The sequence below is a fragment of the Bacteroides sp. AN502(2024) genome (assembly GCF_041227145.1).
In the GTDB taxonomy this organism is placed as follows: Bacteria; Bacteroidota; Bacteroidia; order Bacteroidales; family Bacteroidaceae; genus Bacteroides.
In genome coordinates this window covers 1507966-1527463 of the sequence record NZ_JBGFSP010000003.1, presented here as the reverse complement: position 1 = coordinate 1527463, position 19498 = coordinate 1507966, and the positions used below count along the sequence as shown (strand labels likewise).

The 19498-nt window shown below is 39.6% G+C and carries 9 protein-coding genes and 1 pseudogene; 2 read left to right on the top strand and 8 right to left on the bottom strand.

Annotated elements, in window-relative coordinates:
- Positions 1-9: 9 nt before the first annotated feature.
- The 8 genes and pseudogenes from AB9N12_RS05920 to AB9N12_RS05885 all read right to left on the bottom strand — a co-directional run bounded on the left by AB9N12_RS05920 (position 10) and on the right by AB9N12_RS05885 (position 14922).
- Positions 10-1368, bottom strand: coding sequence for a sulfatase-like hydrolase/transferase (locus AB9N12_RS05920; RefSeq protein ID WP_369890524.1), 1359 nt, complete (start codon positions 1366-1368; stop codon positions 10-12).
- A 236-nt stretch (positions 1369-1604) separates the two neighbouring features.
- Complete coding sequence (locus AB9N12_RS05915; RefSeq protein WP_369890522.1) at positions 1605-2546, bottom strand: hypothetical protein; 942 nt, start codon at positions 2544-2546, stop codon at positions 1605-1607.
- Between the two features lie 34 nt (positions 2547-2580).
- The gene (locus AB9N12_RS05910; protein WP_369890520.1) at positions 2581-4290 is read right to left on the bottom strand and encodes a RagB/SusD family nutrient uptake outer membrane protein; all 1710 of its coding nucleotides are present in this window, start codon (positions 4288-4290) and stop codon (positions 2581-2583) included.
- Between the two features lie 19 nt (positions 4291-4309).
- On the bottom strand, positions 4310-7426 hold the full coding sequence (locus AB9N12_RS05905) for a SusC/RagA family TonB-linked outer membrane protein (RefSeq protein ID WP_369890518.1): 3117 nt from the start codon (positions 7424-7426) through the stop codon (positions 4310-4312).
- A 32-nt stretch (positions 7427-7458) separates the two neighbouring features.
- Entirely contained in the window at positions 7459-9213 is a 1755-nt protein-coding gene (locus tag AB9N12_RS05900; protein WP_369890515.1) for a RagB/SusD family nutrient uptake outer membrane protein, read from the bottom strand.
- Between the two features lie 4 nt (positions 9214-9217).
- Positions 9218-12025 carry a SusC/RagA family TonB-linked outer membrane protein gene (locus AB9N12_RS05895; RefSeq protein ID WP_369890512.1) on the bottom strand — a complete coding sequence of 936 codons (2808 nt, stop codon included), beginning with the start codon at positions 12023-12025 and terminating at the stop codon, positions 9218-9220.
- Between the two features lie 33 nt (positions 12026-12058).
- A pseudogene (locus tag AB9N12_RS05890) lies at positions 12059-12670 on the bottom strand (DUF1793 domain-containing protein); the annotation flags it as partial.
- A gap of 968 nt (positions 12671-13638) precedes the next feature.
- Positions 13639-14922 carry a tyrosine-type recombinase/integrase gene (locus tag AB9N12_RS05885; RefSeq protein WP_369890510.1) on the bottom strand — a complete coding sequence of 428 codons (1284 nt, stop codon included), beginning with the start codon at positions 14920-14922 and terminating at the stop codon, positions 13639-13641.
- Between the two features lie 529 nt (positions 14923-15451).
- On the opposite strand from AB9N12_RS05885, the gene AB9N12_RS05880 reads away from it, so the two are divergent.
- Together AB9N12_RS05880 and AB9N12_RS05875 are read left to right on the top strand one after the other, a co-directional pair.
- Positions 15452-17974, top strand: a complete 2523-nt coding sequence (locus AB9N12_RS05880; RefSeq protein WP_369890507.1) for a glutaminase domain-containing protein — start codon at positions 15452-15454, stop codon at positions 17972-17974.
- A 17-nt stretch (positions 17975-17991) separates the two neighbouring features.
- Entirely contained in the window at positions 17992-19491 is a 1500-nt protein-coding gene (locus AB9N12_RS05875; protein ID WP_369890505.1) for an IPT/TIG domain-containing protein, read from the top strand.
- Positions 19492-19498: the final 7 nt, after the last annotated feature.

Below are 19498 nucleotides of genomic sequence, written 5' to 3'. Positions count from 1 at the left end.
TATGATTGTTTAATTAGTTTGTAATCCTTGGTCTCGGTTTTCTGCATACCATTTACGTACTTTCTTGCTCAACTTGGTAACCAAATCAGGATACTCATTTGCGATATTATTCTTTTCGAATTTATCCTTTTCCATGTCGTATAGTTGCGCATCACTTCCGTCACCATTCACTAATAATTTCCATTTTCCACTGCGTATAGCTAAATGGGGGCTTCTGTCATAAGGGTTTCTTGGAAAGCCAAAATGTTTGTTTCGTCCGAAGTCCCACATTAAATCGGTTTTGCGTTTGGCTTTCGATTTCCCGAGAAGAACTTTTTTGTAATTTTGTCCATCGCCTTTGTAACCTTTTTCTGTTTTGATTCCGGCTACAGAACACAGAGTCGGATATAAATCTACAGCGCATAATACAGACTCGTTATTTACTTGTCCGGCTTTAATTTTCTTTGGATATCTAACGATGAATGGCATACGGATCCCCCCTTCATAAAGACTATTTTTAGTACCTCTCAAATAAGCGGAACGTACAGATTTAAAGCTAGGTGCAGGACCATTGTCGCTAGTGAAAATAATGATTGTATTTTCTCCCACTCCCAGCTCATCCAAGGCTTTGATAAAACGTCCAAGTTGTTTGTCCATTTCTGCAAGCACAGGAGCAAATGCTTCTTGTGTTTCCCAGCTTTTTCTTTCCTTTTGTTTAAATTCCGGTACCCAAGGGGTATGCATATCATCCGGCCAAAGGTTCAGAAAGAAGGGCTTATCTTTGTGACGTTTGACAAACTCAATACTTTTATCTACAAAGTATTCGGTACGTCTCCAACGTTTTACACTGTCTTTATCCGACCATATCCACTTGGTTGCAGTGATTGCCGGGTTCGGATCCGGACTTTCGTAGGTTGATATGTATTCGTCAAAACCGTAATTCTTGATAGATGGAGCATTGTGCACGTCACGTCCGCCTCCCATGTGCCATTTCCCGATGTGTCCTGTTGAGTAACCTGCGTTTTGGAAGGCACGTGCCATTGAAGGCAACTTATCATCCAGAAAATTACGTTGTTCGCATCTTTTATTGGCTGCTTTGTCGTTCAGGAAAGTGTTGATGCCCACTTCAAGTGGAAAGAGACCTGTCGTCAGTCCGCAGCGGGATGGGGAGCTAACCGGTGCAGAAGAATAATATTGATTGAATAATAGTCCGTCCTGTGCTAATTTATCGATATTGGGAGTAGGAACGAACTTACCTCCATAACAACCGATATCACCGATGCCCATATCATCGATATAAATAATTACTACATTGGGTTTTATTTCCGCTTGTGTGTTGGTAATGGGTAGTAGAGCTCCCAGCCAGGGTAAATGTTTTTTTAGGTTCATAATTATTGTGATTTAATTAACTATGTTTTTCATGATGCTGCACAAAAGTAGGGAAGATATTAGAGAAGGAAGGAAAAATACTAATCAATAAAGGAAAAAAAATGGTAGAATGATCGGTTTCTTCTTTCTTCTATTGAGAAAACTGGAATAGAGAAGCTTGTAGAAACTGAAAACTTCTCTATTCTTCTAATTATTCTATGATACTATCATTGGAGAAAGTATCTTGAATGGAAGCCTTACTTCGCCACGGTTTTTGTCAGTAATTGTACCCATGAGTATTTAGTGTTTTCTGCCCAATTATCTGGTGACACTTCGATTGTGCCAGTTTTTGCTGTTATTTTTTGTATGCAAATCAATCCTTTCTTTCTATTGGCTGTTTTGAACAGGTAAACTTTATTTGCTTGAATAGCTAAAACTTCGGAGGTCGGATCTGCCAGATTTTCTATTGGAGTTGAGTCTACCAGGGAGATTGCATTAAATTCCGCCTGTGATAAAGAGGTTTCAGCAAATAATGTATGTTGCAAACCGTTAATTGTCATCAAACCATATTCACTTCTTTTAGCTGGTGAAACAAAAGCAGGTACTGCTTCACTTCCCGAAGACAAGATAACATCTCCGAGTGAGAAATCTACTTCGTTTGCATATTTCATGGCATCAGCAGCCATATAGGTGCGTCCAAGAAGCCATGTTGCATAATAACAACCATAGTAGGCCGAGGCTGTCTCTACTATTTCTCCATCTTTTCCGTAATCCGGATCGGCGAATAAAACGGAAGGAGTAATCTCTACCAATAAGTTGCGTTGGTACGTATGACCGTTGGCACCTAGAACAACTACTGTAATACAGGCATTTTCTTTTAAAGAAGTAAACTTGTAAGTTGTTTCGTAATTAGTGGTTCCGTCTGTAAATGACTGGGCAGTTTCTTCTATCAGATTTCCTTGCATTCCGGTTTTGGAATCTGCTTGGTAGATTTCAAAACTCATGATTTCTCCCTGTACTTTGACAGTTGCCGTGTATTCTGCAACTCCTTTCTCTAATAATACTCTATTATTCTGATCGACACCTGTAAATTCTATTTTAACAGGTGCTTCATAATCAACTTCATATTTATCTGCACAACCGAATAATCCAAATAAACTGATTGACAGAATTAATGCTATTATACTATTTGTTTTCATGACTTTATTTTTTTAAGTAAACATTCTATTTAGATTAGTATCCCGGATTCTGATAGATATTCGGGCAGTTATTAACTTCATCCTGTGGTATTGGAGCCAAGTTCATGCGCTCGTTATAATTACGTGTATCTAAAGTTACCCGTTGATATTTACCGTTGATTTTTTTTATTCCGACGGCCGGTAATCTCATAACATCTTTTGCTATCAGCCATCTTCTTATATCAAAGAATCGATGATCTTCAAAACAAAGTTCTACACGGCGTTCTTTGCGTATGCGTTCCCGAAGGGTTGTCTGATTATAATCTGCGGCCAGTAAGTCTGTCGTGATACCGGCACGGCGACGTATCCTGTTAAGCTGGGCTATTGCTTTCTCTCTGGCTGTGTGCGTATCTTCAGCCTCATTCTCGGCTTCTGCATAATCAAGTAGGATTTCAGCATATCTCATCATTGGAAAGTCCATGTAAGTGGTACCACCTTTTCGATGATCGATACGGTCATCCAGAAACTTTGTCAGGAAGTAACCGCTTCCCCATCTATATGATTTTGACAGGTCTATTGTAGCTGGCTTACCATTGACTAAAGGCCAGGTAGCGCCATCACATAAAATGCTTTGCGCCAAACGGGGATCCCTGTTAGCATAAGGCGAATTTTCATTGTAACCGGAGTTCGGGTTGATGATCGCTTTCGTATTTGATTCGTAACCGAGAATGGGTTGTGAACCGTCTAGCATATCATAACAATCTACCAGCCATTGGTCCGGGCAAGTCAGTAGCTCCTTATTTACGTTCCAAGGATCAAAAGCAGGCATCATCCCGTAAAGATCATTTGCCGGTGCGCGGAGAAATCCCATGACTACCTCACCATTGGCACGAGTATTAAATAATCGTGTGTAGCTCTTTCCCGGATTGGTCGGATCTTCATATAAACGATAGAAATCTCCGTTGTCAGAATATTTGATCATATCGTAGGCCGCATCAGCCGCTTCTCTCCAGGTCACTCCGGACGCATTGTGTAAGGGACTTGCTGCATAAAGTAATGTGCGTGCCAGATAGCCTAGCGCTGCTCCCCGGGTAGCTCTTCCGTAGTCTGCCGCATCGTATTTGTCTGGTAATACTCCCGGTTCTGCAAGTTCTTTGAATTCATTAGCAATCCAACGGACGGTGGTCTCTAACGATTCACGTTTGATTTCATCATAAAGCAACGGATCGAGTTCTTTGTCTCCGATTACTAATGCTCCGTAGAAACGAAACAGTTCGTGGTGATACAATGCACGCAGAAAGCGTACCTGGTTTTTCAAGGAAATCTTCTCTGCATCTTCCAATGGTGAACGGTCTACGTTGTTCAGGAATGTATTCGCAGAACGAATGGCTTTATAGTAGAATGTCCATGGGTGGTCACTGCCAATCAAGCCTTTGGAAGCATCGATTCCCCCCTTGATAAATTTTTCGAGTTCGGGAATGACTGCACCTCCGGCACGGGTTGTATTTCCAGCTCCATCGTCTGTTGCGTTGTCAAGCATACAAGGTGAACCACCAATGTTTGCCAAAAAGCCAAAGCTACCAAGTCGGTCTCTCCCCATGCGCATACGTGCATACAAGTCGTATACGACTTTGCGGGTCAAGGTAATGTCCGAATAAACTTTCTCTGTATCTGTAAGATCCAGTTCGGTTTCTTTCATCAGGCTATCTGCACTACAACTGGTAAGCAGGACAACCGTTACAAAGGATATAAATAGTTTTCTCATAAATTATTCATTTCAAACATTAGAAATTCAGGTTGATACCAAAATTTATTACTTTTTGTTGTGGATAGAATTGTCCATTGCTATTGTTCGATGATTCAGGGTCTACCTTTTTTACGTTATCCCATGTAAAGAGATTGTAGGCATTTGCATATACTCTAAGTGAACGTACTCCGAACCTTTTCAATAGTTTACGAGGTATAGTGTAACCTAACTGAATGTTTTTCAGACGCAAGTATTTGGAGTCTTTCAACCAATAGTCGGATTTATAATAATTAGGATGTGCGGCAGTGGCTGCTTTTGTGAAACGTGGATATGTAGCTGTTGCCGCTGTCTCCGGTGTCCATCTTCCGATATGCTCTTCGTAATAATTCCCCCAGAAATTATCCCATGCGATATCCTGTTGCAGGTAAATGGAGGAACGGGCAGCTCCCTGAAGTAATAGGCTAAAATCAAATCCTTTCCAGTTCAAACCGGCGGCAAGAGAGAAAGTCATCTCGGGTACCGGATTATAGCCGATGGGAGCCTGATCGTTGGAATCGATCACTCCGTCATGATTCAGATCTTTGTATTTTATATCTCCTGGCCGGCTTACTTGTCCGAATTGAATGGGAGAACTTGCTATGTCTTCATAAGAGCTGAAGAAGTCGTCAGAAATATAGCCGATAAATTGTCCGATAGGATTGCCGGTTTGTGACATATAGGAATAGGGTTTCACAGATTCACTTTTCTCTACAATTTCATTGTGGGCATATCCGTAAATCCCTTTTACGGAATATCCAAAGTCTCCTTTTTGATCTTGATATCCTATTTCCAGATCATATCCCTGATTTGTTACGACACCATAGTTTATGGGAGCCAGTCCGTTTGAACCGGCTGCCTGAGAATATCTTTCCGGTTCACATAAGATGTTACTACGACGTTCTTTAAAAAAGTCGATACTGGCAGATATTTTGTCTTTCATCCATTTTGTCTCAAGTCCTAAGTTGTATTTCCGTGCAACTTCCCATGTGATGTTTTCATTGGCACTTTTTCCTTGAATCAGACCTTTAATCGCAGGATTATGTGTCTCTCCAAAAGTGTACCCCAATCCATCGTCATATCCTGAACGATAATAGTAGGAGAAGCCTCCCAGTTTGTCATTACCAACTTCACCATAAGAGAAGCGTAGTTTAGTAAAGCTTAAGATAGGGTTTTCTTTAAAGAAAGGTTCATTAGTCAGTACCCAACCCATTGATGCTGCAGGGAAGAGCTGATAACGGTGTCCTTCCGCAAAACGGTTTGAACCGTTATAACCTGCATTAACTTCAAACAGATAGCGATTCTCATAATCATAGTTTACACGTCCTACTAAAGCTTGATAGATATGAGGTACGTAAGAATAACGTCCGCCGGGAGTGGAGGTGTAACTCATATTATAAAGTACCAATCCGGATACATTATGTCCGGAGAAGGACTGTTTATAGCGGACTGCTGCTTCGATATACTTACGGTGTGTAGCTGCCGTTTTGTTGGTGGCCTTTGTTGGTAATACCATTTCAAGACCTTGTTTATAAGTTCCGTTTACAGGGTTATATTGATAGATATTGGGACGCTGCTGTATGCTTCGGTTATTACTCCAGCCGGCATCGTAAGAGAACTTCCCGTCTATACTCAATCCCTTCAATAGTTTCTTCAAATTATATTTGAAGGTAAAGTCTGTTTCAAGTTTATTGTTGAAGTTGAGGAAAAAACCTGTATAACATAATGTTACGAGCGGATTTTGTCTCCATATGCCATCGGCAGCAGCATAGGTACCATTGGCATTTAAGATCGGGAATGCTTGAGGAGAATTGCGGTAGAACATACCGAACAAGCGTAGTGCTTCCTGCCCGTCAGAATCATAACCATAGGGGCGGTTCTGACTTCCGAAACGATAAGCAAGATTTACGGATACCTTGAAATCTTCAGTCAGGTTAATATCGATATTCGAACGGGTGGTGAGCCTGCTATACTTATATTCCGAATTATAACCTGCTTTGTACAGACCCTTTGCTACATCAGGTGAGGCTGCTAAAAGAGTTTGTATCGTTTCGTGTTCTTTAATTTTGTCCACATCTGTCTCAAACATACCAGTTTGAGTGAAGTATCCCACAGAGACAAAGTAGCGCACTGTCTTGTTTCCGCCGGACAAGTTTACATTGTATTTTTGTTGGAGACCATTTTTCGTAAACATATCTACAAAGTTATTGTCCGGATGTGTAAATGGACTTTTCTGGGTACGATAGAGATAGTTATCATACTCTGACAGGAAAATACCACGGGTATTGCCGGTATCAGATGGGTCAAAGCCATCATTGATAGCACCCTCACGCATAAATCTTGAAACGTACTCGGAATTTAGAGTTTGAGATATACGATTAAAGGAAGTAACACCGAATTCAGACGAGAAAGAAATTCGAGTTTCTCCTTCACGTCCCCGGCGGGTAGTTACCAGAATCACGCCGTTAGCTCCCCGTACCCCGTATACTGCTGTTGCGGAAGCATCTTTTAATACGGAAACCGTTTCAATATCATCAGGATCAATTTGTGCCATGGGGCGTTCTACTCCGTCAATCAGTACCAAAGGACTAGAATCGTTCAATGAAGCGCGACCACGAATAAACATTGTAGCCTGATCACCGCCGGGACGTCCGCTCTCTTGTCGGGTTACCAGTCCCGGGATGCGGCCTCCTAAAGCATTTGTAACACTTGATACAGGCATACTTTTCAAATCTTGTGTCCCGACATTAGAAATGGAACCTGTCAGAGATACTTTTTTCTGTGTCCCATATCCTACCACAACCACTTCATCCAATTGTGCAATGTCTTCTTCCAAAGTGACATTGATAAAAGGATGATTCTTTTTTATGGCAATAGATTGTTCTATAAAGCCAATCATTGAGATAAGAACTGTCTGTTCTGCTTCGTTGGACAATGTAAGAGTAAATTTGCCATCCACTCCAGTCACTATTCCATTATTAGTCCCTTTCTGAAGGACGGTAGCACCAATTATCTCCATTCCTTGGGCATCTTTGACAATTCCGCTAACTTTGGTTTGTGGATAGATATGCCAGATGGAGCTGGTTAAGCATATGAATAATATTATTATCTTTTTCATGTTTTCTATCTATTAAATAGTTTTGCTCCCCATTACCAACCCGGATTTTGTTGAATGGAAGGGTTTTCCTTTATTACTTTCAGAGGAATGGGATGATAATACATGTAATCCTTAAAATTGCGTGCTTCATCTACCGTAAAGCGAGTATAATGAAATCCGGAAGCATTTTCTTCTATTTTCATTCCGACAATAGGCTCTCTTAGTTGATTGCCATCCATCCAACGTCGCAAATCAAAGTAACGATGTTCTTCAAAACAGAGTTCGATACGACGTTCTTGTTTCACCTTTTCCAAGAAGTTGTCATCTGTCACCCCATTAAGAAATTTATCATCTGTTCCGAATCCGGCTCTGGAACGTATTTTCTGTACGGCTTCTACTGCTGTCAAACCGTAGCCTTCAGGATCCGCATTCATGTCATAAGCATGATGCATGGCTTCTGCGTAAGAAAGTAGGATGTCAGATAAACGAATCATCGGGAATAAGTGGAAAACAGTGCCTACATTAGCCTGTCCGAACTTCAGGGTTTTGTCCAGAAACTTAGCTAAATAATATCCTGTATTGGTCGAACGGTTTTTCACTTGGTTGAGTCCGTCTATGGTTGTATTATCACTAATTCGCGTATAAATGGTATTCTTTCCATAAACAGAACCGTCATATCCAATAATTGCTGCCAAACGCGGGTCTCTGTTTTTATACATGTTCCTACCATCAGAAGAATGGGTATAATCACTTCCGTCTTTCATGGTAAATGCATCGATCAATTGCTGTGAAGGTACTGTACCTCCTCCTTGGTCTTTTGAAATTGTAGGGGGATAATGCCTGTTTTCTAAAGTATTGTTCTTGGTAGCTGTGTAGAACAAGATATATTCCGAATTAGGGTTAGCATGGATAAAGATCTTATCATACGTTTTAGCAGCAGTAAGAGTTATCAGACTATATTTCTTATTTCCATTCGGGGCTATAGTGCCATCCACATTCAGGTTGATTACGTCTGCACAAGCTTTGGCGGCAAGTTGCCAGCGTTCTGCTACATCCGATCCATCAGTATACCCTAGTACAGGGTCATTGTTATCTGTTCTGTTATAGAGTGGGCTTGCGGCGTAGAGTAACGTCTTGGCTTTAATAGCGAGTGCCATCCCTTTAGTCATGCGGCCATAAGAACCATTCCCGCCTTCCGGATTAACTTTCAATACAGCGGCAGCACTCTCACACAACTGTACGATGTGATTGACACAGTCTTTGAAAGAGTCTCTTGCTTTTGTCTGCAGTTCAGGATCATCGACTTCATAAATACGATCGACAATAGGAAAACCTCCGTAGTGTCTTAACAGGTTAAACTCAAATAAGGCCTGTAAACATTCGGTTTCCGCACAATAAGTATCCTTGAATGCTTGAATATCTTCTTCTGTCTTGTTTTGTAACACCAAGTCGGCTTCACGCAAATATTTGCGGGCAAAAATTGCTTGTCGAATTCCCTTATATGAATTATTCCAGCATTCTTCAATCGGATTTGAAGAAGTGATATATCCACGAGACAATTTATGGATATCCGAATCTATGATTGTGCTTATTCCATCATTGGTAGCTGCATCTAAAAAGGCATTTCCTACATGGTTGAAGCCTTCGGGAATATATGCATAAACCTGATTGATAGGTTTCAGATAATTCTGCTCATTCGTAAAAATATCATCAGGTTGTGCCCAGTCATAGGGCATGTCATCCAAATAGTCACAACTGGAAAATGTAAGTGTTGTGCTTATTGCTAAATAAATTATCGATTTTTTCATTCTATCAGAATTTTAAGGAACAACCTATACTCATGTTTCTCGTCAAAGGAGCCGCCAGTGAAGGCGCTTCAGGATCAACCCATTTATATTTTGTCCAGGTAATCAGATTCGTTCCGCTAAGGAAAAGTCTCAATCCCTTAAGATGGATTTTCTGTATCATTTTTACAGGAAAGTCATAAGAAACTTCCAATGTTTTCAATCTTAAGAAATCAGCATCTTTTACATTTAATGTACTTACCTGCCTATTATTAAGATTAGCATTGTCCAGTGTTGTCAAACGTGGGAATGCTGCATTCTGGTGTTCGGGTGTCCAGTAATCAAGTTGATGCTCAAATATGGTTCCGTTGTCTGTAAAAGGATTCATTACGATGTCCGAATATTGATGAGAGACTTTTGCTGCTCCCTGAAACAATGCTGTGATCGAAAATCCTTTGTAACCGACCCCTAAGTTAATACCATACATGATTCTAGGAATGTCTCCGTAACCGATAGGTATCATATCGTTTACATCAATCTGTCCGTCTTTGTTTATATCTTCATAACGTACATCACCTGGTTGGACATCGGAGAATGTTTGTACAGGAGAGGCTGCTATTTCTTCCCAAGATTTGAAAAAGCCTTTTGCAATGTATCCTCGATTTTCTCCTAGAGGACGTCCCTGATTCTTCAACCAATCATATGGCTGGTCTACTTCACCATTTGCAATCACTTTATTCGTAGAATAAGAGAATGTACTACCTATGAAATAGCCCCAGTCTGCAATATTTGAATTCCACGTGGCAGATAAGTCTACTCCATGGCTATTAATCTTGCCTATATTCTGCTTAAATTCCTTTACATTGCCGACAAGAGAACTGATTTTGTTATTTACGACGTACATATCATGACGGTTGTCTTTAAAAAATTCTGCTGTAACAGATAATCGGTCTGAAAATAGTTGGGTATCTATTCCGATATTCAGAATTCTAGCTTTCTCCCAAGTCAATCCGGGATTTGGAAGTATATCCTGAATGTATCCTCCAAGCTTTGTTCCCATATTTACCCCTGTGATATAGACTTCGTTTTGCGGCCACATGCGTCCCCTGTAATAAAAGGCATCTACGCCGGATGAGTTGCCGACTTGTCCATAAGATGCTTTTAGTTTTAGGTAGGGCACTATTTTTTTTGCATCTTTCCAGAAAGATTCGTTAGAAACAGTCCATCCGGCAGATATTGTAGGGAAGAAACCGAATTTGTGTCCCGGCCCAAATTTGTGAGATCCCTGATAAGCTCCGATAACATCGATGCCATATCTTTTATCATAATTATAGCCGAACCAACCATTTGCGCTTTGGAATCGGGTTGGCAATACCATTTCATCATTGCTTTCATATTGTTCATAGAAAGCTAAAGCCGAAATTCTATGTTTTCCAAAGGTACGGTTATAATCTAACTGAGCCACGATACCGGTTCGGCGGAAAGAATTGGTATTATCTACTTTGTTTATCATTGAGTCATCCTCGCGGGTCCGGCGGAGAACGTTCTCATTCGTGGCGTCCTTTTCGTAATATGCGAAAGTTATTGTACGTCTGATAGAAGAAACTGTACGTGAATCCATAGATAAAGCAATAGAAGCTTTTAATCCCTCTGTTATGAAGGAAAGATCCTGTGAGAGTTTCGTACGGAAAGAACCATACAATTGTTTGTCCTGAAAGTAACCGGATCGATTTAGCATTGCCCATGCATTTTCACGGAATGCATTTCCTGCTACAATTTTTCCATCTTCTGCATTGATAATATTGCCGTATTGATCTGTATACCCTTGATCATTGTACCACTCTGGAAAGATCCCTTGTGGTAATGTAACTAAGTTTCTGTAAATATTTTCAGCTCCGCTACCCGGTCCATTCTGGCTTTGATACCAGCCATACAAGTTTACATCCAGCTGAGTGGTACGGGTTACGGCAAAATCTATATTGGAACGAATATTAAACCGTTCGGCAGAGTGATTGGTACTATAATCATGTGAATCATCCGTATTGAAGTAGCCATTGTTACGAGTATACATTGCATTCACGAAATATGTACTTTTTTCTGTCCCTCCTTGGATGTTAAGATTATAGCGTTGGCTCCATCGGGTATCCTTCAAGTATTTATCAACCCAATCTACATTGGGATACAATATGGAATTAGGGGCATTCTTTGCATAATTCATAATGTCATAGTTGGAATACAGTGGATCCATACTGTCATTGTGGCGGGCTATATTATATTGTCTTGCGTAATCGGCTGCATTTAATGACTCTAACTTTTTAAGTGGCTGTTGAGCTATTATTTGAGCTGTTAATTCAACCTGTGGTTTCCCTTTTATTCCTTTACGAGTTGTAACCAGAATAGCTCCACTGCCTGCACGCATTCCATATAAAGCTGTTGCTGCAGCATCTTTCAATACGGTAATTGATTCTACTTCGTGTGATGACAAAACAGTAAAATCCCGTTCTTGTCCATCAACTAGTACTAGCGCATTGGATGAATTACTTCTTTGCCCTCTTATCCAAAATGAATTCTGTTCATTCACTAATCCGCCACCTTGCACTTGTCGGGCAAAATAACCAGGTACCAGTCCGGCTAATACTGCCGAAAGATTTGTGACAGGTAGATTGCGTAACTGTTTACCCGAGATGGTGTAGGCTGAACCGTTATAATCTCCCATAGGGAGTACACGATAACCTAAATCTAAAGGTACATCTTCTTTGTTTTGGACGTTTTGTGCTTGGCTTATAAGAAAACCAGGTAATAGCCCAATTAACAAAATTTCTCTTAAGAACTTCATACGTATAAATTTTGAGTTAACATTATAGTAGCTTTATTGATTATTTTGAGCTTTATCCATCAGCACCTTCATCCAGTATCCTCCGATCACCGAACGTGCTCTGAAACCAACCCATTTACCACTGTCTGTATGATGCCAGTCACTGATGGGTACACGAGATACTGTTTCATTGATATATTTATAGACAGGATCTGAGAATTTCCGGAACGTCGCCTTATCCGGTGACATAGCCGCCGTCCACATGATCCAGTCGGATTTGGTGTATTCTTTGCGAGAGTCCAAAGGAAGTCCGTAAGGGTTCTGTTTTGTCAAATAGTAGTTAATCTCTTTCCCGATTACATTGTTAGGGAATAAATTCAAATTCCATAACTTGTCCCAAACCATATTATACTTTTGACTCCAGGTGTCCTTTCGGTCAAAAGCCAAACGGTAATGGTTACCTTCATTGGCCATTTCTTCCCATTTCACCGCCATTTTCTTAGCTATCGCTGCATATTTGTCAGCTACATCATTCAGGCCGAGCATACGAGCCATCTCACTGTATCCGGCTACGCCCATGATGGCTTTTACTGAAAGATTGGCATTATGAGCCCAATGTCCGGCGAAGTCATCCGTGCAGAGTTGGTTCTCCGGGTCCTGTCCATACTAAAATAGTGTTAGATAATAAACTGAAATCCAGGTTGTTATTTCTGTATTGTGTTGTCTTTGTATTGTTCTGACTATTAAAATGGAATACAAAATTCTAACTCATAAGCAAGCTTTTAATAAATAAAAAATTAAGGAATAAATGTAGGGTAGTCTAAGATGAGAAATGGGCTAATCTGAAAAAATGGATATTTTCTCTTTCTCTCTTTTTCATTTATCTATGTAATTTCTGTACGGAAATGAATTAAAAATCCAACTATCTGATTTAAACCTGCCCAAACCCTCTCATTGAATTTTCATACTATAATCTGCCTTCAGCGGTTTCAGTTTTATCCGCAAACGCCTTGCAGGAAGGAGATAGCGGCTGAAACCGGAAAATATTGACCCTTGCAGGAAGGTACTGTAGGCAAGGGGTAGTGCTTTCAGCGCTTTCAGCTTTTTTGTTTTGCCGGTAAAACGATCTATTCAACGCAGTGGGTATATATACTTACTATACTCGTTCTATAATGTGTATCACATCGGATAGATAGATTCACCACGTAGGCTGAACAAAACAGAGCCTGTATTCGGATGAAACAGAGCTTGTATTCGGACAAAACAGAGCCTCTATTTGGATGAAACAGAGGCTCTATTGAAAGTAAATATAGAGAAAGAAGTTATGGTTATACATGTTCGCTTTCAGGAGTGCTTTCAGGAAGAAATGCCGATGAAAAGGGACTTTTTTGAAGAACTGAAGGCTGAAGATCATTTTTTCTATTCTAATAGTTAGCAGGAAATTTGACTGTAACAAGTAGGAGATTTGACTGTAACAAGTACTACACTCAATGAAATGATGTAGGCGGCTTGAGCAACTCAAGCACATGATTCGACTTGCTTCAGTAAATAGGTTGAACCACTTCATATACATGTAATTTGTTCATGAACAATGGAACATTATTTAAAATAATCAAGATAAAATATTTCAATCTTTACTTGGCTAGTTTAGCTCGAAGCTCTTTTAGTCTTTTTGCAGCCTGTAGATTATCGACCTTTATATATCGCATGAATGCAGATGGACTTTTATGCCCGGATATACGCATAAGTTCTCCTGCAGGAAAACCGGATAAATACATATTTGTGCAAAACGATCGTCGACAAGTATGAGAAGAGATCATCTCCCACTTTTCATATACTTTTTTTTCTCGTTCCTTACCTTTCTTGCGGACAACTTCAATCTTTTGTTTTAATTTTGCTCTTTGTCCCAGCTCTTTGACTCTCTCATTAAATATGTATCTAGGTATTTTAGGCAAATCATAGTTATATTTTTTGAGTATTTCCGGCACGTAATCAATCATAGGGATTACGACTGCTTTATGTACTTTCCTCTGTTTAAGATTTATATTTCCATTATCTAAGTCAATATGTTCTGGCCCTAATGTAGAAAGGTCGCTATAACGTAACCCAGTATAGCATCCGGTAATAAAAACATCTCTGATCTCTTCCAGTTGCTTGTCGTCGGACAAGTCTAACTCATATATTGTTGACAGTTCTTTCTCACTCAGATAAATAGCATCAGTTTCTTCTTCCACAACCTTAAAATATTTCAGATCAATTGGAGGAATAACCCCTTTATCTATTTGGTAATTAACAAAACCTTTTAATAAGCGTACTATTTTTCCTGCAGAATTAGTAAGTAAACCAATGCTTCCATCAGGCTTGATTACTTTATAGAACAAATAGTCCATAAATTCATTGTAGAATATGAGATTCAAATGATGAAAAGTAATTGGTTGTGATGAATATTCTCTGAAAGCAATCAGATGTTTACGTAGCGTTCGGTAGTCTTTTATTTGGTCTGCGGAAACAACTGGAGCTTTTTCTATAATATATCTTTCTAATGTGTCAAATATATCTACTCGATTAGGCCGTAACTCATATTCCCTGTTCTTTTTTAGTTCAAGTAAAACAAATTCAACAGTTGGATTTATTCCGTTTATTTTAGCGTATGTAAGAATTTCTCCAAGCTTAGATGTAATTTTGATCAGACAAGCATCGATCTCATCATAGTTTGGACATGCACGCTTAATCCATCTCTTTTTAGCATCCCAATGTTTCGGTTTAATGCTATAGCCGGTAGAGATAAGCGTACGCTTAGTTCGATTGTAGTTATATCGAACATAAAGGACGGTAGTCCCTTCCCGAGTGACGTACCTGGGTTTAATATATGGAGTATATTTTGCGATAGTAAAATCTGTATTGCATTCGTATTGCAAAGTTATAAAAGCAATCTGAAATGAGCAATATCAAATTATTAAAAGCTAAAATTCGTCAAGCGTATTATGCTATACTAAAGAAGACGGATAAATATTGACCAATAGGACAAAAGCTATTCAGAGCGTGCTATAACAGACTTTTTTTATAAGAAAAAGCATCCGGAATATGAAAAAAGGATAGATTTTGTCCTTTCTTGAACACTTATTTTCCTGATATTTAGTATTAATTCAATTATTTTGTAACGTCACATATGAAATACCATGGGAAACAGATAAGATTTGTATGCCACACAGGGCTGTTTGAAGCGCACAATTCTATATGAACTTTCCCCGACATTTATATAATATTCGACAGTACTGATTTTAATATACTAATAGGTATAGCGATAATAAAAGGTAAGATTGTATTCTAAAAACGTAATAGTAACCAAGTAAAAAGAGAAAAAGAACATAGGGGTAGTTTTTCTTTATTGGTAAACAAGATTGTAGATGGGTAACCTTTAAATTGTAGATTAATTAGAAAATAGTTATGAAGAAACTACTAACAGTAATGGCCTTTTCAGTCGGTTTATTCGCTAATGCTCAAACCGACCACTTTTTTAAACCGGTAAAGGAAGTAGCGTTGCGTACTCCGTCAGTACCTATCATCGTTTCAGATCCTTACTTCTCTATTTGGTCTCCTTATGATAAATTGATGGAGGGAAGTACCGAACATTGGACTGCAGCTAAGAAGCCCTTAGTTGGGGCCTTGCGTGTAGACGGTAAAGTGTATCGCTTCCTAGGTAAAGATCAAGTGACTTTACTGCCTATTGCTCCCATGACAAATATAGAACGTTGGGAGGCTGCATATACTAACAGTCAACCTGCAAATGGATGGCAAGAATTCCAGTTTGATGATAGCAATTGGAAAAAAGGTAAAGCAGCTTTCGGTAGTCGCGATATGCCACGTATTCGCACAGAATGGAAAGGAGATAATACGGATATTTATATCCGACGTACATTTGAACTTAATGATTTGGATATATCGGAGAATATTCACCTTATTTATTCTCATGATGATGTATTCGAACTGTATTTGAATGGAGAAAAATTGGTTAGTACAGGTCTCGTATGGAGGGATAATGTAAACCTGAAGCTTTCAGATGAAGCCAAGAAAAAACTTCGTAAGGGAAAAAATGTGATAGCAGTGCATTGTCATAACACGACCGGAGGTTCTTATGTGGATTTCGGACTGTACCGGGAAAAGAAAGATGCGGTTACATTCGATAATGAAGCCATACAAAAGTCCGTAGATGTGTTAGCAACTTCTACTTATTATACATTCGCTTGTGGACCAGTCGAATTAGATCTTGTATTTACAGCACCTCAACTGATTGATGATTTGGATTTGCTGTCAACTCCTATTAATTATATATCCTATCGTGTGCGTCCTCTCGATAAAAAAGAGCATGATGTTCAATTCTATATGGAAACCACCCCGGTGCTGGCGGTAAATGAAACTACTCAGCCTACTGTTGCACGTACATTATCGAAAAACGGTATTAGTTACGTAGAAGCGGGTACCATAAATCAACCAATTTGTGATCGCAAAGGTGATTTGATCTGCGCAGATTGGGGATATGTTTATCTTGGTAGTGTAAATGGAACCGGAAAATCTGTAAGCTTGGGTGACTATAGCGGAATGAAAGAATCTTTTGTTAAAAATGGAACATTAGCTTCAAGTAAAACCAAATGGATTACTCGTAAAGAGGAAAATACTCCCGCAATGGCTTATGTTCATAATTTGGGAACTGTTGCAAAAGATGGTAAGGATGGTTTCATGATGATTGGTTATGATGACATTTATTCTATCGAATACATGTATGAAAAACGCATGGGCTATTGGAAACATGATGGTAAAGTAACTATTTTTGATGCTTTCGAAAAGTTGAGAGATAACTATCACTCCATTATGGAGCGTTGCCGTGCACTTGATGAACTTATTTATAGCGATGCAGAAAAAGCTGGTGGTAAGAAATATGCAGAGATATGTTCTGCTGCCTATCGTCAGGTCATTTCTGCACATAAGCTGTTCACGGATAAAGAGGGCAACCTGATGTGGTTCTCTAAAGAAAACAATAGTAATGGCTGTATCAATACCGTCGATCTGACTTATCCGTCCGCTCCTCTATTTTTGATCTATAATCCTGATTTAGAGAAGGCAATGATGACTAGCATCTTCGAATATAGCGCTAGTGGTCGTTGGAATAAACCTTTCGCAGCACATGATCTTGGAACTTATCCAATAGCGAACGGACAAGTTTATGGTGGTGATATGCCGATTGAAGAGAGTGGTAACATGGTGATTCTAACAGCAGCCATTTCCAAAATTGAAGGTAATGCAGATTATGCTAAGAAATATTGGGACATTTTGACAACATGGACCAATTATTTAGTAGAGTATGGACAGGACCCGGAGAACCAACTCTGCACGGATGACTTCGCCGGACATTGGGCTCATAATGCCAATCTTTCAGTAAAAGCCATCATGGGCGTAGCCGGATACAGTGAGATGGCTCGTATGCTCGGCCTGAATGATGTAGCTGACAAATATGCAGCGATAGCTAAGAAAATGGCGGTGAAATGGGAAGAAATGGCCAATGAAGGTAACCATTACCGTTTGGCTTTTGACCGAAAGGACACCTGGAGTCAAAAGTATAATATGGTTTGGGACAAGTTATGGAATTTGAATTTATTCCCTAACAATGTAATCGGGAAAGAGATTAACTACTATTTGACAAAACAGAACCCTTACGGACTTCCTTTGGACTCTCGCAAAGAATACACCAAATCCGACTGGATCATGTGGACGGCGGCTATGTCACCGGATAAGGCGACGTTCCGGAAATTCTCAGATCCTGTTTATAAATATATCAATGAAACAGTATCTCGTGTACCTATCAGTGACTGGCATCATACAGACAGTGGTAAGTGGGTTGGTTTCAGAGCACGTTCAGTGATTGGAGGATACTGGATGAAGGTGCTGATGGATAAAGCTCAGAATAATCAATAATTTAAATCTAAAGTATTATGAAATGTAAAACTATGAAACGTGGGAGCATAGGGCTACAGTACATGATGTTGGCATTTATCTTTGCAGTTTGTTTTAGCTGCTGCAAAGATAGTAAAGACGAGACATCAGTGCCTTATGATCCGAGCCAACCGATAGAGGTGACGGATTTCACACCTAAATCGGGAGGTGGAAAAAAGAAGATGATTATTTATGGAAGAAACTTCGGGACAGATTGTTCCATTGTTTCTGTTAAGGTCGGTGGAAAGGATGCGATTGTTATCAGCGCCAAAGGTACCAGCATTTATTGTTCTACGCCGGAAAGTTGTTTCGAAGGGACTATAGAGGTGAAGGTCGGTGAACAAACTGTAGTATTGCCTGAAAAATATCAGTATGAACCGCAGATGGTGGTAACGGACTTGTGTGGTGACGTGGACGAATTGGGTAAGGCCGATATTGTAGAGACTGGACCGTTTGACAATTGCGGAAAGATTGATTATCCTTTTTGGTTCTCTTTCGATCCTCAACATCCTAATATCCTTTATTTGTCTCAGAATAATGGGCTTTTGAGAGTGTTGGATCTAGAACAAAAAATGATCTATACCAAGAAACTGGATAATATTAATCGTGCAACTACTATTACATGGACTAATGATGGTGATATGATATTGGCTGCCCCCCAAAATGGTGGCGCTAAGAATAGAAACAATATTATTTTAAAGCGCGAGAATAGTACAGACGGACAAGATTTCAGAGAATCCAGTTGGGTAGCTTTGGCACGTGGTAATGCTTGCAATGGGTCTATGGTGCTTCCACAAACGGGAGAACTTTATTTCAATCATCGTGCAACAGGCAATGTGTACAGATATAATTTTGAAAAAAACGGCTATAATAACAATCCGGAGGTTCCTGGTGGATCAGGGTTGAATGAATTCTTGGCATTTAGTGTACCTAATCAAACGGTTGACTTTAGCATGGTTCCTCATCCAACAGGTAAATATGTTTATATCATCATGCATGAATCGCATTATATACTTCGTTCCAATTATGATGAAGAAACTAAAAAGTTGGTAACTCCGTATATTGTATGTGGACAATCCGGTCAGGCTGATTATAAGGATCTTGTAGGTATCAATGCACGTATCAATAAGCCTGGTCAAGGTGTCTTTGTGCTCAATGAAGAGTATAAGGCAGCTAATAAAGATGATTGGTATGACTTTTATTTTGCAGATAAAGAAAATCATTGTATTCGAATATTGACTCCGGATGGGGTAGTTTCTACGTTTGCCGGGCGCGGTTCTGCTTCCGCAAGTAGCTATAAATGGGGTAAGCAAAATGGAGAAGTACGTGAGAGGGCACGTTTTAATCAACCGGTGGCTTTGGCTTACGATGAGGAAACAAAGACTTTCTATGTAGGTGATTCGGGGAATTATAAGATTCGGAAGATTGCTAAAGAACAGGCTCCTGATGATTTAGGCGGAGAAGAATCCAATGATAATCAGCACCAAGAAAATCAATAAAAAGAAG